Annotated in this window: 24 protein-coding genes and 1 tRNA gene; 8 read left to right on the top strand and 17 right to left on the bottom strand. The window is 66.9% G+C overall.

Translation table 11 applies throughout. The features are described from left to right. Positions 1 to 2 precede the first annotated feature (2 nt). The 6 genes from FR943_RS14515 to FR943_RS14490 all read right to left on the bottom strand — a co-directional run bounded on the left by FR943_RS14515 (position 3) and on the right by FR943_RS14490 (position 5939). The gene (locus tag FR943_RS14515; protein ID WP_217158353.1) at positions 3 to 749 is read right to left on the bottom strand and encodes an ABC transporter ATP-binding protein; all 747 of its coding nucleotides are present in this window, start codon (positions 747 to 749) and stop codon (positions 3 to 5) included. After that, on the bottom strand, positions 733 to 1587 hold the full coding sequence (locus FR943_RS14510; RefSeq protein WP_217158352.1) for an ABC transporter ATP-binding protein: 855 nt from the start codon (positions 1585 to 1587) through the stop codon (positions 733 to 735). Before FR943_RS14510 ends, FR943_RS14515 begins: the two co-directional genes overlap by 17 nt. Next, positions 1584 to 2786 (bottom strand): branched-chain amino acid ABC transporter permease, encoded by a 1203-nt coding sequence (locus FR943_RS14505; RefSeq protein WP_217158350.1) that lies wholly within the window; start codon positions 2784 to 2786, stop codon positions 1584 to 1586. Before FR943_RS14505 ends, FR943_RS14510 begins: the two co-directional genes overlap by 4 nt. Continuing rightward, on the bottom strand, positions 2783 to 3820 hold the full coding sequence (locus tag FR943_RS14500; protein ID WP_217158348.1) for a branched-chain amino acid ABC transporter permease: 1038 nt from the start codon (positions 3818 to 3820) through the stop codon (positions 2783 to 2785). The genes FR943_RS14505 and FR943_RS14500 overlap by 4 nt, the downstream gene beginning before the upstream one ends. A gap of 85 nt (positions 3821 to 3905) precedes the next feature. Further along, positions 3906 to 5117: a branched-chain amino acid ABC transporter substrate-binding protein gene (locus tag FR943_RS14495; protein ID WP_217158346.1), complete on the bottom strand. Its 1212-nt coding sequence runs from the start codon at positions 5115 to 5117 to the stop codon at positions 3906 to 3908. Positions 5118 to 5312: 195 nt separating this feature from the next. Beyond that, the gene (locus FR943_RS14490) at positions 5313 to 5939 is read right to left on the bottom strand and encodes a two-component system response regulator PdtaR (protein ID WP_217158344.1); all 627 of its coding nucleotides are present in this window, start codon (positions 5937 to 5939) and stop codon (positions 5313 to 5315) included. 83 nt (positions 5940 to 6022) lie between these two features. Here FR943_RS14490 and FR943_RS14485 point away from each other — a divergent pair. Beyond that, a tRNA-Leu gene (locus FR943_RS14485) sits at positions 6023 to 6099 on the top strand. A 40-nt stretch (positions 6100 to 6139) separates the two neighbouring features. Here FR943_RS14485 and FR943_RS14480 read toward each other — a convergent pair. Further along, positions 6140 to 7165, bottom strand: coding sequence for a hypothetical protein (locus FR943_RS14480; protein WP_217158342.1), 1026 nt, complete (start codon positions 7163 to 7165; stop codon positions 6140 to 6142). Between the two features lie 215 nt (positions 7166 to 7380). On the opposite strand from FR943_RS14480, the gene FR943_RS14475 reads away from it, so the two are divergent. Further along, entirely contained in the window at positions 7381 to 8706 is a 1326-nt protein-coding gene (locus tag FR943_RS14475; protein WP_372448146.1) for an adenylate/guanylate cyclase domain-containing protein, read from the top strand. Here FR943_RS14475 and FR943_RS14470 read toward each other — a convergent pair. From FR943_RS14470 to FR943_RS14435, 8 genes are read right to left on the bottom strand one after another with little or no spacing between them, the layout of a single operon-like run. Next, positions 8703 to 9188: a Dps family protein gene (locus FR943_RS14470; protein WP_217158340.1), complete on the bottom strand. Its 486-nt coding sequence runs from the start codon at positions 9186 to 9188 to the stop codon at positions 8703 to 8705. The genes FR943_RS14475 and FR943_RS14470 overlap by 4 nt on opposite strands. A 60-nt stretch (positions 9189 to 9248) precedes the next feature. Next, positions 9249 to 11027 (bottom strand): DUF2339 domain-containing protein, encoded by a 1779-nt coding sequence (locus FR943_RS14465; RefSeq protein WP_217158339.1) that lies wholly within the window; start codon positions 11025 to 11027, stop codon positions 9249 to 9251. 43 nt (positions 11028 to 11070) lie between these two features. After that, positions 11071 to 11724, bottom strand: a complete 654-nt coding sequence (locus FR943_RS14460; RefSeq protein ID WP_217158335.1) for a LuxR C-terminal-related transcriptional regulator — start codon at positions 11722 to 11724, stop codon at positions 11071 to 11073. Then, positions 11721 to 12878 carry a MacS family sensor histidine kinase gene (macS, locus tag FR943_RS14455; protein ID WP_217158333.1) on the bottom strand — a complete coding sequence of 386 codons (1158 nt, stop codon included), beginning with the start codon at positions 12876 to 12878 and terminating at the stop codon, positions 11721 to 11723. The genes FR943_RS14460 and macS overlap by 4 nt, the downstream gene beginning before the upstream one ends. 55 nt (positions 12879 to 12933) lie before the next feature. Beyond that, positions 12934 to 13791 carry a sulfurtransferase gene (locus FR943_RS14450; RefSeq protein ID WP_217158331.1) on the bottom strand — a complete coding sequence of 286 codons (858 nt, stop codon included), beginning with the start codon at positions 13789 to 13791 and terminating at the stop codon, positions 12934 to 12936. A gap of 10 nt (positions 13792 to 13801) precedes the next feature. Next, positions 13802 to 14554 carry an amino acid ABC transporter ATP-binding protein gene (locus FR943_RS14445; protein ID WP_217158476.1) on the bottom strand — a complete coding sequence of 251 codons (753 nt, stop codon included), beginning with the start codon at positions 14552 to 14554 and terminating at the stop codon, positions 13802 to 13804. A 14-nt stretch (positions 14555 to 14568) separates the two neighbouring features. Next, on the bottom strand, positions 14569 to 15474 hold the full coding sequence (locus tag FR943_RS14440; RefSeq protein WP_217158329.1) for an amino acid ABC transporter permease: 906 nt from the start codon (positions 15472 to 15474) through the stop codon (positions 14569 to 14571). Positions 15475 to 15481: 7 nt separating this feature from the next. After that, complete coding sequence (locus tag FR943_RS14435) at positions 15482 to 16369, bottom strand: ABC transporter substrate-binding protein (protein ID WP_217158474.1); 888 nt, start codon at positions 16367 to 16369, stop codon at positions 15482 to 15484. 206 nt (positions 16370 to 16575) lie between these two features. On the opposite strand from FR943_RS14435, the gene FR943_RS14430 reads away from it, so the two are divergent. From FR943_RS14430 to FR943_RS14405, 6 genes are all read left to right on the top strand, one after another. Beyond that, positions 16576 to 17166 carry an HdeD family acid-resistance protein gene (locus tag FR943_RS14430; protein ID WP_217158327.1) on the top strand — a complete coding sequence of 197 codons (591 nt, stop codon included), beginning with the start codon at positions 16576 to 16578 and terminating at the stop codon, positions 17164 to 17166. Positions 17167 to 17251: 85 nt separating this feature from the next. Next, complete coding sequence (locus FR943_RS14425) at positions 17252 to 18745, top strand: cytochrome ubiquinol oxidase subunit I (RefSeq protein ID WP_217158326.1); 1494 nt, start codon at positions 17252 to 17254, stop codon at positions 18743 to 18745. Between the two features lie 15 nt (positions 18746 to 18760). Continuing rightward, on the top strand, positions 18761 to 19801 hold the full coding sequence (cydB, locus tag FR943_RS14420) for a cytochrome d ubiquinol oxidase subunit II (protein ID WP_217158324.1): 1041 nt from the start codon (positions 18761 to 18763) through the stop codon (positions 19799 to 19801). A 50-nt stretch (positions 19802 to 19851) separates the two neighbouring features. Then, positions 19852 to 21405, top strand: a complete 1554-nt coding sequence (gene cydD, locus FR943_RS14415) for a thiol reductant ABC exporter subunit CydD (protein ID WP_217158472.1) — start codon at positions 19852 to 19854, stop codon at positions 21403 to 21405. After that, positions 21392 to 22924: an ATP-binding cassette domain-containing protein gene (locus FR943_RS14410; protein WP_217158323.1), complete on the top strand. Its 1533-nt coding sequence runs from the start codon at positions 21392 to 21394 to the stop codon at positions 22922 to 22924. The genes cydD and FR943_RS14410 overlap by 14 nt, the downstream gene beginning before the upstream one ends. Before the next feature lie 10 nt (positions 22925 to 22934). After that, entirely contained in the window at positions 22935 to 23501 is a 567-nt protein-coding gene (locus tag FR943_RS14405) for a DUF4190 domain-containing protein (RefSeq protein WP_217158322.1), read from the top strand. 6 nt (positions 23502 to 23507) lie between these two features. On the opposite strand, the gene FR943_RS14400 is transcribed toward FR943_RS14405, so the two are convergent. Both FR943_RS14400 and pyk read right to left on the bottom strand, forming a co-directional pair. Further along, on the bottom strand, positions 23508 to 24368 hold the full coding sequence (locus FR943_RS14400; protein ID WP_217158321.1) for an acyl-CoA thioesterase II: 861 nt from the start codon (positions 24366 to 24368) through the stop codon (positions 23508 to 23510). Positions 24369 to 24384: 16 nt separating this feature from the next. Beyond that, positions 24385 to 25803, bottom strand: coding sequence for a pyruvate kinase (gene pyk / locus FR943_RS14395; RefSeq protein ID WP_217158320.1), 1419 nt, complete (start codon positions 25801 to 25803; stop codon positions 24385 to 24387). Positions 25804 to 25808: the final 5 nt, after the last annotated feature.

Raw genomic sequence — 25808 nt, 5'->3', positions numbered from 1 at the left:
CGTCAGGCCACCCCCAGGTAGGCGGCGCGAATACTGTCATCTGCCAACAACTCCCGCGCCGCACCGGTACGCGTGATATCGCCGGTCTCCAGAATGTAGGCCCGGTCCGACCGGCTCAGCGCCTGCTGGGCATTCTGCTCCACGAGCAACACCGTGGTGCCGGCAGCGTTGATCTCGGAAATGATCGTGAAGATCTGCGAGATCACCATCGGTGCCAACCCCATCGACGGCTCGTCGAGCAGCAGCACCCGAGGCCGGGCCATCAGCGCCCGGCCGATGGCCAACATCTGCTGTTCGCCACCCGAGAGGGTGCCGCCCACCTGAGCGCGCCGCTCGGCGAGTCTGGGGAACGTCTCGAACACCCAGTCCAGCCGCTCGTCATGCTCGGCGCGGGTCGCGAACTTCCGTCCATAGCAGCCCATCTCGAGGTTCTCCAGCACGGTCATCCCGGGAAACACCCCACGGCCCTCCGGTGCCTGAATCAGACCGTCGATGACACGCTGGTGCGCCTTGACCCGGGAGATGTCGCGGCCCTCGAACCAGATCGAGCCCGAGGTCAGCGGCCGCAGTCCCGAGATCGCCCGCATCATGGTGGTCTTCCCGGCCCCGTTGGAGCCCAGCAGCGTGACGAGTTCGCCTTCATGCACCACCAGCGAAACGCCGTGCAGCGCCTTGATTTTGCCGTAGTGCACGACCGCGTCGCGCACCTCGAGCAGCACGGGGCGGGTGGATTCAGGTGCTGCTGTCATCAGGTACTCCCAGATAGGCCGCGATCACCCGGGGATCCTCGCGGATCTCGGCAGGCAGTCCGTCGGCGATCTTGCGGCCGAACTCCAGCACCACGATGCGATCGGTCACACCCATCACCAGGCGCATATCGTGCTCGATCAACAGCACCGTGTAGCCGTCGTCGCGAATCTTGCGGATCAGCTCGATCAGGGCCACCTTCTCGGCCGGATTGAACCCTGCCGCCGGCTCATCCAGACACAGCAGCTTGGGTTCGGTGGCCAGGGCGCGGGCGATCTCCAGGCGGCGCTGATCGCCGTACGACAGGTTCTTGGCCTTTTCCTCACCCCGGTGGGCGATCCCGACAAAGTGGAGCAATGCCGCCGACCGTTCGATCGCCGACCGCTCCTCGCGGCGATGCCGGGGCGAGCGCACCAGAGCGCCGGGCACCGAGGTCTTGTGCCGCGCATCGGTTCCCACCATCACGTTCTCCAGCGCCGTCATCTCACCGAAGAGCCGGATGTTCTGGAAGGTACGGGCAATGCCTCGGCGGGTGATCTGGTGGCGTTTGATCCGGCCCAGTACCGCACCGTCGAACGTCACCGAACCTGAGCTGGGGCGGTACACCCCGGTGATGGCGTTGAAGCAGGTGGTCTTGCCGGCACCGTTAGGCCCGATCAGACCGAGGATCTCACCGCGACGGATGTCGAAGCTCACCGAATCCAGCGCCACGAGCCCACCGAACTTCACGGTGAGATCGTGTGTGGCCAGCAGAATCTCACCTTCGGCGGCCTGAATGTCACGATGAACACCGGCCAGTTCTTCGATACTCTCGCTGACTCCGGGCATGGGGTCGCTCATCCGACCGGCTCCTTCTCGGTGTTGCCGCGCAACAACTCTCGGGCCGACTTGCCGTAGGTCAAGAGTTGCTGGCGCACCGGGAACAGCCCCTGCGGCCGGAAGATCATCAGCACCACCAGGGCCAGACCGAAGAACAGGTACTTCAGGTCGCCCAGGTTGATCCCGAGAAACTCCACACCCAGCAACCGGTTGGGCAGGTACACGACGATGAACGCGCCGAAGATGACACCGAGTTTGTTGCCCTGCCCACCGAGCACCACCGCGCACAAGAACAACATCGAATTGATGATGTTGAACGTCGGAGGTGCCACGTACTGAACCTGACCGGCATAGAGCGCCCCGGAGAGTCCACCGATCGCGGCGCCGATCACAAACGCCCACAGCTTGAACCGGAACGTGTTGAGGCCCATCACCTCGGCCGCGTCCTCGTCCTCGCGGATGGCCACCCAGGCCCGGCCGACCCGGCTGCGTTCCAGGTTGCCGACCAGCAGCAGGATGCCCACCATCAGGATCAGCCCCAGCCAGAACCACCAAGTGCCGTAGTTGGCATCACCGGCCGAGTTGCCGCTGGAGAACACGCCGCTGGGCAGTTTTTCACTCTCCCCCACCCGCGGGTAGGCGATCTGGTTGAGTCCACGGGAACCATTGGTGACATCGGACAGATTGTCGGCCACCAGCCGGATGATCTCACCGAAACCGAGCGTGACGATGGCCAGATAGTCCCCGCGCAGCCGCAGGGTGGGGGTCCCCAGGATGAGACCGGCCAGGGCGGTGACGGCCATGGCCAGCGGCACGCACGAGAGCCACGCCCAGTCCTGGCTGAAGAACCCGTTGGGCCCCATCTTGTTCCATGGACTGTCCGGGCTCGTGAGCAGCGCGACCGTGTACGCCCCGACCGCATAGAAGCCGACGTAGCCGAGATCGAGCAGCCCGGCTTGCCCGACCACGACATTGAGGCCGATCGCGATGATGGCCACCATCGCGAACTGCGCCATGGTGCCGCCGAAGCTGATGCCCGGGGTGTCCAGGAAGGTCGGGGTGACCAACGGCAACAGGCCGAGCAAGGTGAAACCCACCAGCCCGACAAGCCATTTGGACACCCGCGGCAGTGTGGCCCACCAGTCGCGGACGGCGTCACCCGGCGCCAGCAGTGTCCTGGTCACCGAACCGCCGGACACTGAACCGTGATGCTCGCTCATACCCGCGCCTTCCCGAGGCTCTCACCGAGTATGCCGGTCGGACGGAACAGCAGGACCAACACCAGCAGTACGAACGCCACCACGTCGCGCCACTGGGTTCCGAACACGGCCTGCCCGTAGTTCTCCATGATGCCCAGCAGCAGACCGCCCAGCAGCGCTCCGCGCAGGTTGCCGATCCCGCCGAGGACTGCCGCCGAGAACGCCTTGATGCCCAGCAGGAACCCGCCGGAATAGATGATGCCCTGCGGCACCTTGAGCGTGTAGAGCAGTGCCGCCGCACCGGCCAGCAGCCCGCCGATGAGAAAGGTGCGCATGATGATGCGCTCGCGGGAGACCCCCATCAGGGTGGCGGTGGTCGGATCCTGTGCCACCGCGCGGATCCCGCGGCCGAACCTGGTGCGGTTGATGGCGATGTCGGTCAGCAGCGCGAGCACCAGAGCGGCGCCCACCACCACCAGTGTCACGTTCGACACCGTGGCGCCGAACACCGTGAACTGGGTTTTGGGCTGGACCAGAACGATCGGTTGCTGTGCGTTGCTGCCGCCGTAACCCTTCATGAGTTTGGGCAACACGAAATGCACAAACTCCTGCAGTACGAACGACATACCGATGGCGGTGATGAGAAAGGTCAGGGCCCGCGCATTGCGTTTACGCAGTGGCCGGTAGGCGACGAGTTCCAGCCCGATTGCCGCCGACCCGGACACCAGCATCGCGAACAGCATCGCGATGCCGAGGTAGAGCACCGTCAGCGCGATGCCCTTGTTGTAGCCGTTGCCGCTCGGCGTGAAGCCCAGGATCACGTCCAGACAGAAGTACGCGCCGAACATGCCCAGCATGAAGATCTCGGAGTGGGCGAAGTTGATCAGCCGCAGCACGCCGAAGACCAGGGTGTAGCCCACCGCCACGAGCGCGTAGATCGCACCCCAGGACAGGCCGTCGATCGTCAACTGCCAGAAGCCGTCTCGTAGGCCGTCCCAGTTGAAGTTGATGTTGGCGGCCAGGCAGGCGGACTGCTCGACGCACTGGTGGATCATCCGGTGGCGGCTCCTGACTGAAGTGGTGTGTAACGAAACGCGTCCGAGTCCAGGGGAGGGTCTCGGACGCGTTTCGTGCGATGGGCTACTGGACTTCGTACATCCAGATCAGGGTGGTGGTGAGCTCACCCTTGTCGTTCCACTGGTACTTGCGGCCCACCCCCTGGCCCTCGTAATGCCGGACGTAGTCCAGCAGCGCGGGCCGGGTGATGGCGCCGGAGTCGATGCCCTTGAGCAGGATGGTGCCCAGGTCATAACCCTCGGTGCTGTAGGTGCCGGGGGCCTGGCCGAACTTCTTGGTGTATTCGTCGGCGAATTCCTCGGTGGCCGGACCGCACGGGCACGACAGCAATGCGCCCTTCGCCGATTCGCCGGCCTGGTTGACGAACTGCTGGTCCTTGGTGCCGTCGGCACTGACGAACGTCGCCGTCACACCGCCGTCCTTGAGTTGCTGCACAAACGGCGCGGCCTCGGAGTAGTAACCGCTGTAGAACACCGAATCCGGGGCAGCCCCCTTGATCTGGGTGACCGCGGCGGAGAACTCCTTGTCACCCTTCTTCACCGAGATGTTGCACGACGAATCGGCAACCGGGCCAAGGGTTTCACGCACCACCTGGGCCAGTCCGAGGCCGTAGTCGGTGCTGTCGTCGACCACACAGACCTTTTTGTTGTCGAGGGTGTTCTTGAGGTAATTGGCCACCGCCGGCCCCTGCACGCCATCGTTGGCCAGGCCCCGGAAGAACGTGCGCCAGCCGTTTTCGCTCAACGTGACGTTGGTGGCCGACGCACTGGTGGCGACCAGACCGGCCTGGTTGAACACATCGCCGGTGGCCTTGGTCTCGCCGGAGAACGCCGGCCCGATCAGGCCGATGATGAATGCGTCGTCGACGACCTGCGGCGCCACCGCCGTCGCGCGCTGCGGATCACCCTCGGTGTCAAAGCTCTTGAGCTGCACCTGGCACTGGGGGTTGGCGGCGTTGTGCTTGTCGATCGCCAGCTGAACGCCATTCTTGATGTTGATCCCCAGCGCCGCGTCGGGACCGTTGAGCGCGCCCATCATGCCGAGCATCACCGGCGGGCAGGTGGCCTTGCCGTCACCGGCGGGGTCGGCGGGGGCCACGTCCTGGGCGGCCTTCACCTCGGCACCGTTCTCGTCGATCTGAACCTTCTCGACGATCTTCAGATCGGCCTGAGCTGCCTCGCCGCCCGGCGCGGACTGGTTACACCCGGCAATCGCCAGGGCAACCACACCCGCACTTCCGATAGCAAATGCTTTCCGTGCCACGCGACCGCGCACGCTTCACCTCCGGGTCAGAGTTGTCAGCGGCACCAGCGCCCCGACCAGTCAGGCCCGGGCGCTGGAGCTTCGGGTAGAACATAGCCAACCACCGGCCCAAGTGCGCGCTGTTGCACGAATGCTCTTCCCGCGTGTACTGGCTGAACGTGGCATTTCTGGCGAAGAGAAACCCACAATTAACGGGTGGGGGCCCGATCAGGTCTCCTGAGCGGGCGCGCCCTGCTCCTCGTCGAGAGTTTCCAGAACAACCTCGGCGACCCGCTTCATCGTCGTGCGGCGGTCCATCGCGGCCCGCTGGATCCACTTGAACGCCTCGGGCTCGGTCATCTGATGCTTGCTCTGCAGCAAACCCTTGGCCCGCTCGACCAGCTTGCGGGTCTCCAGCCGGTCCCCCAGCGTCGCGACTTCGTTTTCCAATGCCGCGATCTCGCTGAACCGGCTCACCGCCACCTCGATGGCCGGCACCAGGTCGGTGATGTTGAACGGCTTGACCAGATACGCCATCGCGCCGGCATCACGCGCCCGCTCCACCAGCTCGCGCTGGCTGAAGGCGGTGAGGATCACGATGGGGGCGATGCGCTTGGCGGCGATCTCGGAGGCCGCGTCGATGCCGTCGCGCCGCGGCATCTTGACGTCCATGATCACCAGGTCCGGGCGCAGCGCCTCGGCGAGCTCGACGGCCTCCTGGCCGTCACCTGCCTCGCCGATGACCTCGTAGCCCTCTTCACGGAGCATCTCGGCGAGGTCGAGCCGGATCAACGCTTCGTCCTCGGCGATGAGTACGCGGCGTGGTCTGTCAGCGTCTGTCGGTGCGGCGGTCATGCAAACATTCTGTCGTGCAGACCACCATTCGGCGAGCGCGGGGCCATCCTCTATGGTGGTAGGCCGCAGTACAGAACGGAACGGCCCTCGTATCCCAACTGGCAGAGGAAACGGATTCAAAACCCGTACAGTGTGAGTTCGAATCTCACCGAGGGCACCACCAGCGTCACTGAAGGCGACGCACGCGACGAGTCCGTTGCCTACGGCAGGAACCTTGCGATCTGCGGTGACGGCAGCGTCTGCGCGGCGCGGGCCTGACGCACACCCACCACGCTGCCGGCGGCCGTCATCAACACCATGCCGGCCAGCCCGGGCAACACAGCAAAGAGTAGGTCGCTGGTGCTGGCCGTACGCAGGTAGTCGGCGTAGCCGATCCGGAACGATTCCGGCGGTGGTGCTACCGAAAGTTGCTGTGCCGGCGGGGTTTCCGGACGCGGTCCGGCGACGGGCGGTGCGCTCGGTGCCGCAGGCGGCCCCAATGGTGGCGCCGAAGGGACCGGAGCCGTGATCACCGGAGCGGGTGGGACAACGACCGGCGCCGGGGCAACTGGAACAGCGGGCGCGGCGGGAACCGCCGGGGCCGCAGGACTCGGAGCCGCAGGGGCTTGCGGCGGGGTCGAGCGGATGACGATCGTGCGGCTGGATGGCGAGGTCGGCACCGGTGCGAGGTTCGGTGCCCGGTTGAGGCGGCTGTTGATCGGAACGCCGCCGCCACCTCCGCCACCGCCCGACACCGTGCCGGCCACAGCTGCCGCGGGCACCTGTCCCGTCGCCCCGGACGTCGCCGCAGCCGGCATTTGGGCTGCGCCGCTCGAGGTGAGGGCCGCAGGGGCTTGGTCGGACACCGCAGCAAGGGTCGACTGTGGTGCTTGTGACTGTGGCGCCGCCGACTGTGGTGATCCAGCGGCTGCGCCCGAACCGGTGGATACCGCCGAGGAAGGGCTCTGCCCAGCGGTATTCGTCCCGGCCCGGGTGGCTCCCACCTTGACCGTCGGCCCACCGAGATTGAGGCCGCCACCGGTGTTTCTGGCGCCTCCGCGCCGCGCGCCACCGACGCTGGCTCCGCCATTGCGCTGCGCGCCCACCTTGGCGCCGCGGTTGAAGTTCTTTTTGTTCTTCTTCTTGTGCTTGTGGTGGTGGTCGAAGATGTGCAGGACGTCGACGTCGATGCCGAGCAGGTCGGCCGAGGCCACCCCGGCTCCGAGGCCGCCGGGGCCAACCACCATGGCGCCACACGCGATTGCACAGCCGGCTGCGGTGTTGCGCACCCATGACCGATCCGCCACGCGATCCCCCCAAATGAGGTCTGCGGCTCGACGGCCGCACTCACTGGAACAAGTTCCCATTGAAACACACCGGAATCTGCCCGGGTTTGCTGGACTGTACCTGCGTCACGGCCAATGCCGCCCGCCCCGGCGACAGGCAGCGATACCCTGTGTTCGTGGTGGTCAGCGAGTTCCGCCGCGCGGTGTGCATACCGGAGTTGGCGCTGAACAATCACATGTCGGCCCGCACTCGTCATTACGCCGAGCGCGTGTCCAGCCGGCTGCGCGTGCTGAACATCGCCACGTGGATCGCCGCCGCGGTATCCGGCGGGTTCGGCGTCTTTCAACTGACCCTCGGCGGCCCGATGTGGCGGTTCGGGTTCGTCAACCTTGTTTCCGCAGGTCTGTTCCTGCTGATCCCCCTGCTGTACCGGTTCGGCGAACTGATCGCGCCGTTGGCGTTCTTCCTGATCGCCTACGCCTCGGTCTCGGTGATGTGTTTCGCGACCGGCACCGGCTCGGGTTTGCAGTTCTACTTCGTGGTGGCCGCCTCGCTCGTGGTGCTGGTGTTGGGCATCGAGCGCATCGTGCTGGCCGCGACGTTGGCGGGCCTGGCGGTAGCGGCCACGATCGCGCTCGAGTTCCTCGTTCCGCACGACCGCGGGCTGGGGCCGCCGTGGGCGCTGACCGCGGGTTTCGTGCTCTCCACGGTGTCGGCGGCGGTGATGGTGTTTGCCACGGTCTGGATGTCGTTGCGGGAGAACGCCCGGGCCGAGGAGGCGATGGAAGCCGAATATCAGCGGTCCGAGCAACTGCTCGGCAACATCCTGCCGGCCACGATCGCCCAGCGGCTCAAGGAGCCGTCGCGCACCGTCATCGCCGACAAATACGACGACGCGTCCATCCTGTTCGCCGACATCGCCGGTTACACCGAACGGGCCAGTGACATCACCCCGACCGATCTGGTGCGGTTCCTGGACCGGCTGTACACCGATCTCGACGCGCTGGTGGATCGGCACGGTCTGGAGAAAGTCAAGACCAGTGGCGATTCCTACATGGTGGTCGCCGGCGTGCCCAAGCCACGCGCCGACCACATCGAGGCGTTGGCCTGTCTGGCGCTCGACCTGGCCGCCGCGGTCGCCGATCTCAAGGATCCGCGCGGCCGCACCGTACCGCTGCGCATGGGGCTGGCCGCCGGGCCCGTGGTGGCCGGGGTGGTCGGAGCCCGCAAGTTCTTCTACGACGTCTGGGGCGATGCCGTCAACGTGGCCTCCCGCATGGAGACCACCGACATCGCCGGACGAATCCAGGTGCCGCAGAACGTGTATGACCGGATCAGCCACGCCTTCGTGCTCGAGGAACGTGGTGATGTCGAGATCAAGGGCAAAGGCCTGATGCACACCTGGTACCTGGTCGGCCGGCGCGACGAGGCGGCCGGCCCCGAGCTGGACAACAGTCCCCCGGCGCGGGCCGCCACCATCGCTCCGCCGCTCGGTGGTTAGACCTTGCGGTTCTCCGACTTGATCAGCCAGGCCAGCTTCTCCAAACCATCGATCAGCTGGTGCAGGATGTCGGCGGTGCTCGGATCCTGCGCGTCGACGGCATCGTGGACCCCGCGCAGGGTGCCCACGGTCGCGTAGACGCGCGTGCTGATCAGGTCGACGACTTCGTCAGTGCTGCGCTCATAGCCGGGGAAGGCCGGCAGGGTGGTGGTTGCCACCACGGTGTCGGAGCGTCCGTCGGGTACGGCATCGAGTGCGCGCATCCGCTCGGCGATGGTGTCACTGCCCTCCCTGGCGAAATCGACCAGTTCGTCGAGCTGCAGGTGGAGGTCGCGGAAGTTCGTGCCGACGACGTTCCAATGCGCCTGCTTGCCCTGCAAGCCCAGCTCGATCAAGTCGACGAGCACCTGCTGTAGATGGCCGCTGAGTTCGGAGGTGGCCTGGTAGCCCTGGATATCGGATTCGTTGCGACGTGTACTCATGCCCTACACAACGATCCTTATTCTGGAATCAATCCAGATTGGCGAGCGTTGTGGCCACCCTCACACCGGATGCGATTCGGCCTGCTCGTCCTGCTGGCTGAGCAGGCGCGCGTACCCCGCACCCATACCCAGCAGCGCCAGCCCGACCACGATGAACACCGCGACCCGGAACATCCCGTCCAGGGTCCCCAGGTCGAACAGGAACAGCTTGGCCATCGCCGCGGCGACCACGGCCATCCCCCCGCCGATCAGCAACGATCGCTGCGCCTTGGGGCGGCGCGCGGCGTAACCGAGCAGACCCGCCGCCAACGCGATCCAGCAGATCGTCGCAGCCATGTGCCCGCCGAAGAACCCGGCGCCGGTACCGCCGAGGACGACGCCCGCCGTCACCGTGAACGCGGTGACGGCGTAGCCGGCCACCACGGCCGCCACCGCCCACACCAGCCGCACCACCTCCCGGTCGGTGTCGGTGTCACCCGCCCAGGCCCACGCGATGGTCGCCGCCGCGACGACCACCAGCACGCTGCCGATCAACACCGAAACGGACAGTCCAGCAGACAATTTCGTCGCCTCGGCCAACATGCCCGGACCGGTGGAGTCGAGGTAGAACCCGCCACCGATCACCGCCATCCCGACGGCAATCCAGCGCGCCACGAGGTTGCGCCGTCCGAGCACGGCGATCACCGAGGCCATCGCCAGCAACACCGGCCCGGCCACCGGGCCGTCGAAGGCCACCAGCACCGCGATCAGGGCAGCGACCCCGGCCAGGACCGACCACACCTGGCGGACCACCGGGCTCACGCCGGGCAACCGGTCGCCGAGCGCCGCGATCGCCACCAACCCAGCAGCCAACGCAGACACCATCAGGGCGGCGATCACCCGATCGACGGCAGCCGAGACACACAACACCGGCAGCACACCACCCGCCGTGAGCACCGCCGTCGCCCCCGGCTTGGCGCCCCAGCGCAGCGCCATCAGCCCGCCGGTCAACGCCAGTACCGCAGCGATACCGCAGGCCGCCGCCAGCGGGAACTGGTGGCGGCCGTCGAATGCCGCCCCCACCAGCGCGACCAACAGCGGCAGCGTGACCGCGACCATGCGGGCGGCGTGCAACCACGGCCAGTCCCGTCCAAGTTGGACGGGCAGCGCCGCGGCCGACAACGCCAGCATGAAGCCGATCAACAACAGCGTCACCCCGTCGGTGATCACGGGCGCCAGAACCAGCAACGGCACCAGGACCAACAGCCCGAGAAGCTCGGCGTTCCACCGTCGGGCCAGCACCAATCCCCCGCCGCCGATCACCCCGGCCAGCACCAGACCGACCGGAGCCGGCACCCATGCGTAGATCGCCGTCACAGCGATCACGTCCATGTACGCCGCGGCAATACCCGTCGCGGCCAAGGCAACTGCGCCAACCCGGCCCCCGGGACGGCTGTGCAGCCAACACCCGGCAACGACCAACCCCGCTGCCAGCGCCGCGCCCGCGGTGACCCGGAACTCCGGCCGCAACAGACCCGCCTGCGCCGCCAGTACGAGCAGGAGCACCACCCCGGTGAGCGTCACCGCCACTCCGGCCGCCGCGAGCGCCTTGCCGATCCAGCCTTCGGTGCGCTCGGGACGGGCCGCGGGCACCGCGGGCGCAGGCACCATCGGCGCCGCCACTGCGGTAGGAGACGGCATGACGGCGGCCACCGGCAGCGGAGCCGGCGCGGGTGCCGGACGCGGCTCCAGCATGCAGGTCAACTCCGCCAGATCCGTCGAGACCCGGTTCACATAGGCCGAGATCGCGGCCAGATCGGACGACATCCGGGCGATCACCACGCGATCAGATTCGCTCATGGGCTCATCGTGGCAACGAAACCGCTTGGCCGGATGAGTAGGACTACTCGTCGAGTCCGTGTTCGATGGCGTAGCGGGCCAGCTCGACCCGGTTGGCGACCTGCAGCTTGCGGAACGTGGCCTGCACGTGGTTCTCGACGGTGCGGTGACTCAACGACAGCCGGGACGCGATCTGCTTGGCCGTCAACCCTTTTGCCACGTAGCGCAGCACCTCGGTCTCGCGTTCGGTCAGGCTGGGCGTCGCCGGTCCGTCCTCGGGGCGTTGGGCGATCCTGCGGTATTCGCCCAGGACCAGACCGGCCAGGCCCGGCGTGAACACCGCCCGGCCCTGCGCGGTGGCGTGTACCGCCGCGGTCAACTCCGCTTTGGATGCGCTCTTCACCAGATACCCGGTGGCGCCGGCCTTGACGGCTTCGAGCACGTCGTCACGCTCGTCCGACGCCGAGAGCACCAGCACCCGCGACGACGGTGACACGGCGAGCACCTCGGCGGTCGCCACCGCGCCGGTGCCGTCGGACAGGCTCATGTCCATCACCACCACGTCGGGTAGCACCACCGCGGCCCGCCGTCGCGCCGAGGCCACCCCGTCGGCGGTGGCCACCACGTCGAATCCCTCGTCGGCAAGGTCACGTGCCACCGCGTCACGCCAGATCGGGTGGTCGTCGACGACCATCACGGTCAGTGCAGCCTCGGTCATCCCTGTCCCTTCTCGACGGCCCGCCGGCCCGGCGCGCGCGGCAACGTCAGCTCCCATTCCGTGCCGCAGCCCGGGCCGGTGCTCAACTGTGCCTGACCGCCCAGCCAGTCCATCCGTCCGACAATCGATTTCGCGATGCCGACGTGGCCTTCGCGTTCCGCCTCGGCCAGTCGCCCGTCGCCGATGCCCACGCCGTCGTCACGAATGCTCACCGTGACGGCGTCGCCCAGGTCTTCCAGCAGCACGTATACCCGGGCTTCGGGGCCGGCGTGGGCGGCCGCGTTGTCCAGCGCATTGGTGGCCGCGGCGAAGAGTTCCTGGGCCACTTCGTGCTCGAGCAGCACGGGTTCGGCCGGCAGGCTCACCGCCACCCGGTCCGAGGCCCTGGACCGCAGCAGCGCCCCGATGTCGGCCGTCCCGCCGGTGGTCACATCCCGGTCGGGCGCGCTGACCAATCTGCGCAGGGCACGTTCCTGCTCCCCCGCGAGCTCGGCCAATTGCGTTGTCTCACCACCGATTTCCCGGCCACGACGGGCCACCAGGGCCAACACCTGGATCGCCCCGTCGTGGACCCGACGCGACAACCGCTCGCGTTCCTCCAACGACGCGGCCAGCCGGGCCGCGCGCTCCAACTCGGCATGGGCGCGCCGTGCGGTCTGGGCGGCCATGCCCACTGCCAGGCCAACCGCCAACTCGATGACGATGGTGGCATTACGGCCGAGATTGATGCTGACGTAGCCCTTCAACGTCGCGGCCGCGGCCATCACCGCCAGCCCGGCCGCCATCCCGCCGACCGGGCCGAATTGCAGTGCGGCCGAGATGGTGGCATTGGTGGCCCACAGTGTCGTGGGCCAGGATTGGTTGTCGGCGATCCACGGCGCGGACGCCACCGCCTCGGTCGAGAGCATGAGCGCCAGGACCACCACCACCTCGGCAATCACCCACCAGGTGCGCCGACCGAAACCCTGCAGGTAGGCGACCGCACACGCCACGCTCCACAGGATCAGCACCGCGCACAGTGTCCAGGCCAGCACCGGCCGCGCCAGGTCGTCGTTGACCGCGATCTGGAACCCCAGGGCGTACAGGCAGCTCAGCAACCGAAAGATCTGAGCGGCACGCCACAACGGGGTGACCGGATCCGGGCGCGTGGGCATTTGCCCAGCATAAAGTCGCTCACCGGCGGGTAGGTGCACCGTTTGGTGAGTCGGGCTACCCGGCGCCCCGGGCCACCGGGTGGGACGGGTCCGATGCCCACTCCGACCATGAACCCGGATACAGCGCAGCATCCACCCCGGCGGCGGCCAGCACCGCGACTGCCAGCGCCGCGGTGACGCCCGATCCGCAGTAGGCGCCGACGTCGGAGCCGGCATCCACACCCCGATCGGCGAACAGTGCCTGCAGTTGCGCCTCGGGCAGCAGCGTGCCGTCGGCGGAAAGCAACTGGGTGCTGGGCAGGTTCACCGCACCCGGGATGTGCCCGGCCACCGGGTCGACTGGCTCGACCTCGCCGCGGAACCGCTCGGGTGCCCGCGCGTCCAGCAGCACCTCGACGCCGGACTGTGTCTGTTCGGCGGTGAGCGTGCGACGGGCTCCGCGATACAGGTCGTCGTGGCGGATCTCGACGTCGCCCGGTTCGGGTGTGACCGGGCCGCGCTCGAGGCCCTCACCCGCGGCGGACCAGGCCGACAGCCCGCCGTCGAGAATGCGGACGTCCCCGACCCCGGCTGCCGTCAGTACCCACCACGCGCGCGCCGATCCGGCACGGTTCCAGTCGTCGTAGACAACGGTGGGGACCCCCTGGCGCACACCCCAGCGGCGCGCAGCCGCTTGTAGGTGCTGCCCCGACGGCAATGGGTGACGACCACGTGCGGTGACGCCGTGGTCGGTGAGCTCGTCGTCGAGTGAGACGTAGACCGCGCCGGGCAGATGACCGGCCAGATAGGCTTGTTCTCCGTCCGGTTCGGCCAGCGACCAGCGCACATCCAGCACAACGACGGGACCGCCCGCGGCGATCAGCCCGCGAAGTTCTCCGACCGTGACGAATACGTCATCCCGCGCGGAAGCCATGTCGTCGAAGCTACCTCACCTTCGACAGAAACTCCTTTGTGCGTTCATGTTTGGGGTTGGCCATCACCTCGCGGGGGGCACCACTCTCGACGACCACGCCGCCGTCCATGAAGACCAATTTGTCGGCGACCTCACGGGCGAAACCCATCTCGTGGGTGACCACCACCATCGTCATCCCCTCGGCGGCCAGCCGTTTGATGACGGCCAGCACCTCACCGACGAGCTCGGGATCCAGGGCCGAGGTCGGCTCGTCGAACAACATCAACTTCGGGTTCATGGCCAGCGCCCGCGCGATCGCAACGCGCTGCTGCTGTCCGCCCGACAGCTGCGCCGGGTAGGCGTCGGCCTTGGCGGCCAGCCCCACCTGATCGAGCAGATCCTTGGCCCGGGCCAGCGCGGCGTCCTTCTTCACCCCCTTGACATGGATGGGCGCCTCGATGATGTTCTCCAGCGCCGTTCGATGTGGGAACAGGTTGAAATGCTGGAACACCATGCCGATGTCACGGCGCTGCTTGGCGGCCTCCCGCGGGGGCATCTCGTGCAGTTTGCCGCCCCGCTCGCGATAACCGATCAACGCGCCGTCGACATACAGCCGGCCGGCGTTGACCTGCTCCAGATGGTTGATGCAGCGCAGGAAGGTCGACTTGCCCGAGCCGGACGGGCCGATCATGCACAGCACTTCGCCGCGCCCGACGTCCAAGGTGACGCCCTTCAGCACATGCAGCGCGCCGAAGTTCTTGCAGACGCTCTCGGCCCGCACCATCGGTTCGGCGGCGGTCATGGATGCGGCTCCCCCATCTGCGCTTTGGCCAGCGTTTCGAGCTGCTTGGAGGTCAGCTTGCGTGACGCGCCGCGGGAGAAGTGCCGCTCAAGGTAGTACTGACCGACCATCAGGATGCTGGTGATCGCCAGGTACCAGGTGGATGCCACCAACAGCAGCGGCACCGGTTGGAACAGCTCGACGCCGATATCCTTTGACCGACCGTACAACTCGAAGCTGTACGGCACGGCCGTGACCAGCGACGTGGTCTTCAGCATGCTGATGAACTCATTGCCGGTCGGGGGGATGATGACCCGCATGGCTTGCGGCAGCACGGTACGGCGCATCGTCATGCTCCACGACATGCCAAGCGCCACCGAGGCTTCGGTCTGCCCCTCCGGCACCGAATTGATACCCGCCCGAATGATCTCAGCCATGTAGGCCGCCTCGTTGAGGCCCAGCCCGACCACCGCCAGCCAGAAGACGTTCGGATCGGACAGGCTGAACTCGAAAAGCCGCGGACCGAACGGTATGCCGAGCTGAATGTTCTTGTAGATCACCGGTACCAGGCCCCACAGCACCAACTGCACATAGATCGGCGTGCCGCGGAAGATCCACAGGTACGTCCACGACACCGCTTTGAGCACCGGGTTCGGCGACAACCGCATCACCGCCAGCAGCACGCCCAGGACCAGCGCCAGGATCATCGAATAGATCGTGAGCTGCAACGTGTTCCAGGCGGCCTGCGAGATGCGCTTGTCGAACAGATACTTGGCATAGGTGTCCCAGCCGTATGCCTCGTTGGTCGCCGCACCCCAGACGAAGAGTCCGAGCAGCACGAGAATGACGACCGCCGCCACCCAGCGCCACGGATGGCGCAGCGGGACGGCATCGATGGCCGCCGGCGGCAGTGCCTCACTCACGGCCGGCTCAGCTGGTCGCGCCGTTGATGACCGGCTTGTCGATCATCCCGTTCTCCGCGCCCCAGTTCTTCGCCACCTGCTCATACGTACCGTTGTCGATGAGGTGCTGCAACGCCTGCTGCAAGGACACCGCAAGCGGCGAGCCTTTCTGCACCGCCCAACCGTAGGGCGCGGAATCGAAGATGTCCCCGGCCGCCTCAAGCTTTCCGTTGCTCTGTTTGATCGCGTAGGCCGTCACCGGTGAGTCCGCCGACATGGCATCGGCCTGCCCGAGCATCACGGCACTGGTGGCCGCGGTCTGGTCGTCGAACTTGACCACGTTGATGGCCGGCTTACCCGCGTCAGTGCACTTCTTGCTGCGCGCCGGCATCTCTTCGGTGTCCTGCACCGTTGCCGTCTGCACCGCAATCTTCTTGCCGCAGGCGTCCTCTGGATCGATTCCCGCACCGACCTTCTGCGCCCATGCCGAGCCCGCCTTGAAGTAGGTCACGAAGTCGACCTGCTCTTCACGTTTCTTCGAGTCGGTGAACGAGGACATGCCGACGTTGTAGTTGCCGCCCTGCACCGACGGGATGATCTTGTCGAACAACGACGGTCGGTACTCGGCGCTGAGGCCGAGGGTGGCGGCAATGGCATTCATCAAGTCCACGTCGAAGCCGATGATCTCGCCGGCCGGGTTCTTGAATTCGTTGGGCGGATAGGACGGATCGGTGCCGACGATCAGCTTGCCACTCGACTTGATCGGCTCCGGAACGGTGTTGGCGATCGCGTCGACCTTCTCGGCCTTTGCCGCCACCGTGGGCGTGGTTTCCGAGCCGCCGGATTCGGTGTTGGTGGCACAGCCCGACATCACGAGCGCGCCACTGGCCGCGACGACCACGGCGAACCGCCACATCTTGCCCCGGCGAGGATGACGTCCAGCTGTCACGGTTGCCTCTTCTCTGTGTCTCGACTGCGGTCGCAGTGTTCCAAATCGCAGACGTTAACGGTCACCGACCGGAGCCACAGCGCCGGTAACGGAACCTTAACGAGCCCGGATCGACATCACAGCTGTACCGCAAAAACCGCGATCTACATCTGCTTTTGTGTCAAACTGCCTGCATGGAAACCACTGCTTCGCCAAACTTGTTGCCACATCTGTGGAAATCGACATTGGTTTCAGGGATTCTCGCCGTCATCCTGGGAATCCTCGTCCTGGTGTGGCCCGGCATCACCATTTTGGTTGCCGCGATCTTCCTCGGTGTTTATCTGTTGCTCACCGGCATTTCCCAGCTCGTACTGGCATTCAGCTTGCGCACGTCGGTCGGTGGGCGCGTGCTGCTGTTCATCGGTGGCGCCGCCGCGCTGGTGCTGGCCGTGCTCTGCTTCATCAGCCTGGACAATTCGGTCTCGCTGCTGGCGATCTGGATCGGTGTCGGGTTCATCTTCCGCGGTGTCGCCACGGCGATGTCGGCCATCGGAGACCCCTCACTTCCCGGGCGGGTGTGGGAGATCATCATCGGCATCGTCAGCGTCATCGCGGGCATCATCATGTTCGTGGCTCCGCTGGAGGGCCTGGTGGCTCTGGCCCAGGTCACCGGCATCATCCTCATCGTCATCGGGATCTTCGAGGTGATCTCGGCCTTCGGAATCCGCAGCGACGCCAAGAAACTTCAGGCCGCATTCACACCCCAGCCGCCAACCGTGACCTAACACACGGGTCATGGCCGGCGTTCGTTCCCCGACCATCTACTACACTCCGTCGTAGATTGGTCTGAGACCTCGAAAGCAGGGCCAGATGGACGCTTTGGACGTATCGCGGTGGCAGTTCGGAATCACCACCGTCTATCACTTCATTTTCGTTCCGCTGACCATCGGGTTGGCGCCACTGATCGCCGTCATGCAGACGGCGTGGGTGGTCACCGGAAATGACAGCTGGTATCGGCTGACCCGATTCTTCGGGAAACTGTTCCTGATCAACTTCGCCATCGGTGTCGCCACCGGCATCGTGCAGGAATTCCAGTTCGGCATGAACTGGAGCGAATACTCCCGGTTCGTCGGGGACATCTTCGGCGCACCACTGGCGTTCGAGGGCCTGGTCGCGTTCTTCGTCGAGTCCACGTTCATCGGGTTGTGGATTTTCGGCTGGACCCGGCTGCCCCGCTCGATTCACCTGTTCTGCATCTGGATGGTGGCCTTCGCGGTCAACGCGTCGGCCTTTTTCATCATCGCGGCGAACTCGTTCATGCAGCATCCGGTCGGTGCGAAGTTCAACCCGGAGAGCGGTCGCGCCGAGCTGATCGACTTCGGCGCCCTGCTGACGAACAACACGGCGATCTGGGCCTTCCTGCACGTCGTCGCCGGATCACTGCTCACCGCAGGCACCTTCGTCGCCGCCGTCAGCGCCTGGCTGATGGTGCGGGAGCGACGCCGGGCCGCCCGCGGTGAAGAGCTGGAGACGCCGCCCGCCGAAAACGGCGGCGACTCCGCCGGGATGTACCGACCGGCAACGATTCTGGGCAGCGTGGTCGCACTGGCGGCGGTAGCCGTGCTGTTCTTCACCGGCGATATCCAGGGCAAGCTGATGTTCGTCCAACAGCCGATGAAGATGGCCTCCGCCGAATCACTGTGCAACAGCGAGACCGACCCCAACTTCTCGGTGCTGACCGTGGGTACGCACAACAACTGCGACAGCGTCGTCCACCTCATCGAGGTGCCGTACGTCCTGCCGTTCCTGGCCGAGGGCAAGTTCAGCGGCGTCCACCTCGAAGGGGTGACGGACCTTCAGGCCGCCTTCGAGGAGAAGTTCGGGCCAGGTGACTACCGGCCGAACCTGTTCGTCACCTACTGGTCGTTCCGCGCGATGATCGGACTGATGGTGGTGCCCTTGGCCTTCGCCCTGGTGACGCTGTGGCTCACCCGCCGCCGACGGCTCCCCAACCAGCGGTGGTACAGCACTTTCGCCCTGCTCACCCTGCCCACACCGTTCCTGGCCAATTCCGCGGGCTGGGTGTTCACCGAGATGGGGCGGCAACCTTGGGTGGTGGTCCCCAACCCCACCGGCGACCAGTTGGTCAGGCTCACCGTGCAGCAGGGTGTCTCGGACCATTCGGCCGGCACCGTGTTCTTCTCACTTGCGGTCTTCACCTTGCTCTACGGCGTCTTGGCGGTCGTCTGGTTCTGGCTCATGCGTCGCTACGTGGCCGAAGGGCCCCTGGAACACGATTCCGAGCCGGCGCCACCCACGCCTCCGGACGAAAATGAATCCGGCCCACTGTCTTTCGCGTACTGAGAGGACTGATCTCAGATGGGACTCCAAGAACTGTGGTTCGTGCTCATCGCGGTGCTGTTCCTCGGCTTCGTGGTGCTGGAAGGATTTGACTTCGGCGTCGGGATGCTGATGGCGCCGCTGGGCAGCACCGGCGAAGGCGATCCCGAGAGCCGCAGGCGTGCCGTCCTCAACACCATCGGACCGGTGTGGGATGCCAACGAGGTGTGGCTGATCACCGCCGGCGCAGCGATGTTCGCGGCCTTCCCGAACTGGTACGCAACACTGTTCTCGGCGTTATACCTGCCGCTGCTGGCCATTCTGTTCGCGATGATCCTGCGCATCGTGGGCATCGAATGGCGCGGAAAGATCGATGACACCAAGTGGCGCAAATGGGCAGACATCGGCATCGCCGTGGGGTCCTGGGTGCCCGCCATCCTCTGGGGCGTTGCCTTCGCAATCCTGGTGCGCGGGTTGCCGATTGACGCCGACCATCGGGTGCACACCTCGATCGGCGATGTACTGAGCGCCTATACCCTGCTCGGTGGGCTGGCCACCGCGTCATTGTTCGCGTTCTACGGTTCGGTGTTCATCGCGCTGAAAACCGCCGGCGCGGTGCGCGACGATGCCTTCCGCTTCGCCCGCATCCTGACCGTGCCGGTGATCGTGTTGGCCGGTGGCTTCGGGCTGTGGACTCAGCTCGCCCACGGCAAGCCATGGACCTGGGCGGCGTTGGCGCTGGCGGTCGTCGCCCTGCTGATCGCGGTGGGCCTCATGTGGTCTGGGGCGCGGGAGGGATGGGCGTTTGTCGCCACCGTGGTGGTGGTGGCCGCGGTCGTCATCCTGCTGTTCGGTTCGATGTATCCCAACCTGCTGCCGTCCACGCTGAATCTCCAGTGGGGCGTCAGTATCTACAACGGCTCGTCGACCCCGTACACCCTCAAGATCATGAGCTGGGCCTCGTTGACATTGCTGCCGCTGGTCCTGGTGTACCAGGGCTGGACGTACTGGGTGTTCCGCAAGCGGATCTCCGCGGATCGGATCCCCGCTCCGGTCGGGTTGTCACGGCGGTCGGCCTGAATCTCTGGCGCGCACTCGGAATCCGCGGCGCCACCGAGTCCACGACCACGCTGCGCCGATACCTGCTGGCCGCGGTGGCATGCGGCGTGACCATCAGCGCCGCCACCATTGCCGCCGCGGTCGTGCTGGCCCACCTCGTGGCCGGGATCATCGTCAACCCCGACTCGGCGACCCGGCACGGCGGCGCCCTCGTCGCGTTGGGCGCACTGTGGCTCATCCGGGCGGCCGGGCAGTGGCTGCAGGGCCGGCTGTCGCAGCGCGGCGCCACGGCGGTGATCGGTGAGTTGTCCGCTCAGGTGCTGCGCTCGGTAACCACCTCACCACCAAGACAATTGGCGACCGACCGCGATTCGGCGGCTGCGGTGATCACCCGCGGTCTGGACGGGCTGCGACCCTACTTCACCGGTTATCTGCCCGCGGTGGTGCAAGCTGCGGTGCTCACGCCGGCAGCGGTGATCGTGATGGCCTGCTATGACCTGCAGGCAGCGATGATCGTGGTGATCGCGCTGCCGCTGATCCCGATCTTCATGGTGCTGATCGGGTTGCTCACCGCCGAGCGCTCGGCGGCCGCGTTGTCCGCGATGACCACGCTGCAGGCCCGTCTGCTCGATCTGGTAGCCGGCATCCCGACCCTGCGCGCCGTCGGTCGGGCCGGCGGTTCGGTCCAACGCATCACCGAGTTGGCTGCGGCACACCGTCGTTCGGCGATGGCCACCCTGCGCATCGCCTTCCTGTCCTCGCTGGTGCTGGAGCTGCTGGCTGCCCTCGGCGTGGCACTGGTAGCCGTCAGCGTGGGGGTGCGGCTGGTGTACGGCGAGGTCACCCTCGCCGCGGGCCTGACCGCGCTGCTGTTGGCTCCCGAGGTGTTCTGGCCGCTGCGCCGGGTCGGCGCGGCATTCCACGCCGCTCAGGACGGGAAAACCGCAGCAGAACAAGCTTTTCGGCTGTGCCCGGCACGATCCTTCGTCACCGGCATCCGCCCAGCACCGGACTCCGCTCCGACGATCCACCTCGACGGGATCGGCCCGGACATCGAGCCCGGCCGGGCGACCGTGCTGACCGGACCCAACGGGGCGGGAAAATCGACTGTGCTGCAAGCCATTCTCGGTCTGGCCCCACTGCCCGGCGGTGCGGTACGCGTCGACGGGGTCGACGTCGGCGAGCTGGATCCGGCCGCCTGGTGGCAGCACATCGCCTGGCTCCCCCACCGTCCAGTGCTGATCCCCGGAACCGTCCGCGACAACCTCGAACTGCTCGGACCGCTGACCGATATGGACCGGGCCTGCCGCGACTCCGGATTCGACGAAGTGCTCGATGAGCTGCCCGATGGACTGGACACCAGGATCGGCCGCGCCGGGGTGGGGTTGTCGCTGGGACAGCGCCAACGGTTGGGGCTGACCCGCGTCCTCGGCTCGGCCGCGCAGGTGCTGCTCCTCGACGAACCCACCGCCCACCTGGATGCCGCGCTGGAGCGCCGGGTGCTGTGTGTCATCGCCGACCGGGCCCGCTCCGGTGCCACCGTGCTGGTCGTCGGGCACCGAGATCCCGTGCTGGCCATCGGCGATGAGGTGATCACGATGGGAGCCGCGCATGTTGCGTCGTGACCCGCTGCTGCGGCTGACACTGGACCTGCTACGGCCACGGTGGGGACGGTTGCTGCTCGCATGTGTCCTCGGGGTGCTGTCGCTGAGCGCTGCGCTGGCCCTCGCCGGTGTGTCGGCCTGGCTGATCACCCGGGCCTGGGAGATGCCGCCGATCCTGGACCTGTCGGTGGCGGTGGTGGCCGTGCGCGCGCTGGCCATCTCCCGCGGGGTACTCGGCTACTGCCAGCGGTTGGCCACCCACGACACCGCACTGCGCGCCGCCGCCAATGCCCGGACCGGGCTCTACCGCCGGCTCGCCGCGGCACCCGAGGACGAGGCGATGCGGCTGCCCAGCGGCGAACTGGTGGCCCGGGTGGGCAGCTCGGTCGACGAACTGGCCGACGTGGTGGTCCGCTCGGTGCTGCCGATCGTGGTGGCCGCCGTGCTCAGCTGCGCGGCCGTCGCAGTGGTCGCAGTCATTTCACCGGGCGCCGCCGCTGTCCTGGCGCTGTCCCTGCTGATCGCCGGGGTGCTGGCCCCGGCCCTCACCGCACGCGCCGCGACAGCCGCGGAAACCATTGCGGTCCAACACCGCAGCGACCGCGACGCCGCGACCATGCTGGCCCTGGAACACGCGCCGGAGCTGCGGGTCAGTGGACGCCTCGACGAGGTGATCGCCGACGTCGAACGGCACCACCACGATTGGGGCCGGGCCACCGACCGGGCCGCCGCCCCGGCAGCGCTGGCCGCCGCGATGCCCAGCATCGCCATCGGCGCCAGCGTGGTGGGGGCCGTCGTCGCCGGCATCGCGCTGGCCCCCACCACCGCGCCCACCACCCTGGCCATCCTGATGCTGTTGCCGCTGTCGGCATTCGAGGCCACCACCGCCCTCCCCGATGCCGCCGTCGGACTCACCCGAGCCCGCATCGCCGCCCGGCGCCTGCTCGAGCTGACCGAGAGCGATCCACAGGCACGTCAGCGTCCGGCGGCTCCCGACGTGGACCTGCCACCCGGCGGCCGACTGGCGGTCGTCGGACCGAGCGGCGCAGGCAAGACCACGCTGCTGATGTCACTGGCCGACAAGCTCGGTGGAACAACCGGGCGCGCAGCATTTTTCGCCGAGGACGCGCACATCTTCGAGACCACGGTGAAAGACAATCTGCTCGTCGTTCGCGGCGATGCCACCGACGCCGAACTGCTCGCCGCACTCCGACGAGTGGGCCTCACCGACTGGCTGACCGGCCTGCCCGACGGGCTGGCGACCATCCTCGAAGGCGGCCACACCGCGCTGTCGGCCGGACAACGCCGCCGCCTGCTGCTGGCCAGGGTGCTGCTGTCGAAATTCGCCGTCGTTCTGCTCGACGAGCCCACCGAGAACCTCGACGCCGCCGACAGCGACCGCATCCTGACCGAGATCCTGACCCCCGGTGAGTGGTTCACGCCTGAGCAGACCGTGGTGGTCGCCACCCACCATCTGCCCGACACCGTCGCCTGTCCCGTCATCCGCTGCCTACAACCCGGCAGCCTCGTCGGCGGGTAGCCTCACAGACATGACCGACGAGCGAGCCAACCCGCCGGGGTCTGACGAACCGGCGCCGGGCGGCGCCACCCCACCCCCGCCCGGTTACCCCTACGGGCCGCCTCCCGGCCCATACCCCGGTGCCTATCCTCCGGTCCCGCCGCCCTACGGCGGCTACGGCTATCCGATGCCGCCGACCGCGCGCGGCCCCGCCAACGGACTCGGCATCGCCGCACTGGTCACCGCGATCATCGGGCTGCTGTCGTTCTGGACGGTGCTGGGTGGCCTGGTGCTCGGAATCGTCGCGGTCGTCCTCGGATTCGTCGCACGTGGCCGGTGCAAACGAGGCGAAGCCGACAACATCGGCGTCGCCACCACCGGAATCGTGCTCGGGTTCATCGCGATGGCGCTCTCTGTGGTGTTCACCGTCATCATGGTGACCGCCGGCGTGCGCTGGTTCGACGATGTCGGTGGCAGCGACTACGTGCGCTGCATGCAGCGGGCCGGTGACGACCACATCGCGCAGCAGCGTTGTGAAGAGGACTTCCAGCGGCGGGTCGAGGATTCCTTCGGCGTGACGCCGACCCCTACCCCCTGAGCGGGATCACGCCGGGAAGTACTTGACGATTCCCTCCTGCACCACGGTCGCCAGCAAGTGGCCCGAGGCGTCGAAGAAATGTCCGGTGCCGAGCCCGCGCGATTCCGCCGCCACCGGTGACGTGGTGGAATACAGCACCCACTCATCGAACTTGATCGGCCGGTGAAACCACACCGAGTGGTTCATGGTCACCGCGAAAATCCGGTCGAAACCCCAGGACAGCCCGTGGGTGGTGATGATCGAGTCGAGCACCGTGGTGTCCGACGAGTACACCAGTGCCGCACCGTGCAACACCGGGTCGCTGGGCATCATCCCCTCGGTCTTGAGCCACACCCGGTTGTGGTCGAGCTTGCCGCCCTTGCGCCGCATCACCCAGGACGGATCGTTGGTGTAGCGCCACTCGATGGGACGCAACGCCTCGACGAACAGCGGCACCGTCTTCTCGTACCCGCGCAACAACTCGTCGATCTTGGGCAGCGTGTCCGGATGCGGCACCTGCGGGGCGGGCACACTGTGCTCCAGGCCGCGGCCGGCGTTCATATACGAGATCATCACGCTGGTCAGCAGGTTGCCGTCCTGCATGACATCCACCCGGCGGTTGGCGAACCGCCGCTCGTCGCGCAGCCGCACGACGTGGAACTCCAGATCCTTCTCCGGATCACCACCGGCGATGAAATGGGCATTCAACGCGCTCGGGGCGACCTTGTGCTCCAAGCTGCGCCCACCGGCGACGAACGCCTGGGCCATCATCTGCCCGCCGAAGGTCCGCACCGGGTTCTTGCTCGGATGCGAGCCGATGAACAGATCGTCATCGACGCGGTTCAGATCGAGGACAGCCAGCAGCTCCTCGAAATCCGGGTGTGTCACGGAAGGCCTTTCGAGGTCAGACGTCGTCCTCGCCGATGCGATGCACGTGGATCAGATTCGTGGAGCCTACTGTGCCCGGAGGGGCGCCTGCCACGATGACCACCATCTCACCACGCTTGTAACGGCCCATGTCCAGCAGCGACTTGTCGACCTGACGGATCATGTCATCGGTGCTGGCCATCTGCGGCACGATGAACGTCTCGGTGCCCCAGGTCAGCGCCAGCTGACTGCGCACCTCGGGCAGTGCCGTGAAGGCCAGCACCGGAAGCGGGGTGTGCAGCCGGGCCAGCCGACGCACCGTATCCCCGGACTGGGTGAAGGCCACCAATGCCTTCGCGTCGAGACGTTCCCCGATATCGCGGGCCGCATACGAGATCACCCCGCGCTTGGTGCGGGGAGTGTGGGTCAACGGCGGCACCGACACCGAGTTGTCCTCGACCGCCTTGATGATGCGGGCCATCGTCTTGACCGCTTCCAGCGGGTACTTGCCGACGGACGTCTCCCCCGACAGCATCACCGCGTCCGCACCGTCGAGCACGGCGTTGGCCACATCGGACGCCTCGGCCCGGGTGGGCCGGGAACTCTCGATCATCGACTCCAGCATCTGGGTGGCGACGATGACGGGTTTGGCGTTCTCCCTTGCCATTTGGATGGCACGCTTCTGCACCAGCGGCACTTCTTCCAGGGGCAGCTCCACCCCGAGATCACCGCGCGCCACCATGATCGCGTCGAACGCCAGCACGATGGCCTCGAGGTTCTCCACCGCCTCGGGCTTCTCCAGCTTCGCGATGACCGGAACCCGCCGACCGACCCGGTCCATCACCTCGTGCACCAACTCGACGTCGGCCGGTGACCGCACGAACGACAGCGCCACCAGATCCACGCCGAGGCGCAGCGCGAACTCCAGGTCGTCGATGTCCTTCTCCGACAGCGCCGGGGCCGTGACGTTCATGCCGGGCAACGACATGCCCTTGTTGTTGCTCACCGGGCCGCCCTCGGTGACCGTGCAGACCACGTCGTTGCCGTCGATCTCGTCGACGACCAGCCCGACGTTGCCGTCGTCGACCAGGACCCGGTCCCCGGACCGGGCGTCTTCGGCCAGCCGCTTGTAGGTGGTGGACACCCGGTCGTGGGTGCCTTCACAGTCATCGACGGTGATCCGCACCGATTCGCCGGTGGCCCAGTACGTCGGCCCCTCGGCGAAACGGCCCAACCGGATCTTGGGGCCCTGCAGATCGGCGAGGACGCCCACGGCGCGCCCGGTGGCATCCGATGCCGCCCGTACCCGCTTGTACGCGGCCTCGTGATCGGTGTAGTCACCGTGGCTGAAGTTCAGCCGGGCGACGTCCATACCCGCCTCGACCAGGGCACGTACCGTCTCATCCGAGCTGGTCGCCGGGCCAAGCGTACAAACGATCTTTCCGCGTCTGCTCACGTCAT

The organism is [Mycobacterium] fortunisiensis, from assembly GCF_019050325.1.
Taxonomy (GTDB): domain Bacteria; phylum Actinomycetota; class Actinomycetes; order Mycobacteriales; family Mycobacteriaceae; genus Mycobacterium; species Mycobacterium fortunisiensis.
The sequence above is the reverse complement of the archived record's forward strand: the minus strand, read 5'-3'. Positions and strand labels throughout refer to the sequence as shown.

Coding starts and splice junctions, on each gene's coding strand:
- FR943_RS14480 (WP_217158342.1), bottom strand. CDS start 7,165: ATGGTGGTTGGCCCCGGCGGCCTCGGAGCCGGGGTGGCCTCGGCCGAC.
- FR943_RS14425 (WP_217158326.1), top strand. CDS start 17,252: ATGGACGCTTTGGACGTATCGCGGTGGCAGTTCGGAATCACCACCGTC.
- cydB (WP_217158324.1), top strand. CDS start 18,761: ATGGGACTCCAAGAACTGTGGTTCGTGCTCATCGCGGTGCTGTTCCTC.
- FR943_RS14500 (WP_217158348.1), bottom strand. CDS start 3,820: ATGATCCACCAGTGCGTCGAGCAGTCCGCCTGCCTGGCCGCCAACATC.
- FR943_RS14490 (WP_217158344.1), bottom strand. CDS start 5,939: ATGACCGCCGCACCGACAGACGCTGACAGACCACGCCGCGTACTCATC.
- FR943_RS14460 (WP_217158335.1), bottom strand. CDS start 11,724: ATGACCGAGGCTGCACTGACCGTGATGGTCGTCGACGACCACCCGATC.
- FR943_RS14450 (WP_217158331.1), bottom strand. CDS start 13,791: ATGGCTTCCGCGCGGGATGACGTATTCGTCACGGTCGGAGAACTTCGC.
- FR943_RS14410 (WP_217158323.1), top strand. CDS start 21,392: ATGTTGCGTCGTGACCCGCTGCTGCGGCTGACACTGGACCTGCTACGG.
- FR943_RS14435 (WP_217158474.1), bottom strand. CDS start 16,369: ATGTGGCGGTTCGCCGTGGTCGTCGCGGCCAGTGGCGCGCTCGTGATG.
- FR943_RS14445 (WP_217158476.1), bottom strand. CDS start 14,554: ATGGTGCGGGCCGAGAGCGTCTGCAAGAACTTCGGCGCGCTGCATGTG.
- FR943_RS14470 (WP_217158340.1), bottom strand. CDS start 9,188: ATGAGTACACGTCGCAACGAATCCGATATCCAGGGCTACCAGGCCACC.
- macS (WP_217158333.1), bottom strand. CDS start 12,878: ATGCCCACGCGCCCGGATCCGGTCACCCCGTTGTGGCGTGCCGCTCAG.
- FR943_RS14515 (WP_217158353.1), bottom strand. CDS start 749: ATGACAGCAGCACCTGAATCCACCCGCCCCGTGCTGCTCGAGGTGCGC.
- FR943_RS14505 (WP_217158350.1), bottom strand. CDS start 2,786: ATGAGCGAGCATCACGGTTCAGTGTCCGGCGGTTCGGTGACCAGGACA.
- FR943_RS14510 (WP_217158352.1), bottom strand. CDS start 1,587: ATGAGCGACCCCATGCCCGGAGTCAGCGAGAGTATCGAAGAACTGGCC.
- FR943_RS14465 (WP_217158339.1), bottom strand. CDS start 11,027: ATGAGCGAATCTGATCGCGTGGTGATCGCCCGGATGTCGTCCGATCTG.
- FR943_RS14430 (WP_217158327.1), top strand. CDS start 16,576: ATGGAAACCACTGCTTCGCCAAACTTGTTGCCACATCTGTGGAAATCG.
- FR943_RS14405 (WP_217158322.1), top strand. CDS start 22,935: ATGACCGACGAGCGAGCCAACCCGCCGGGGTCTGACGAACCGGCGCCG.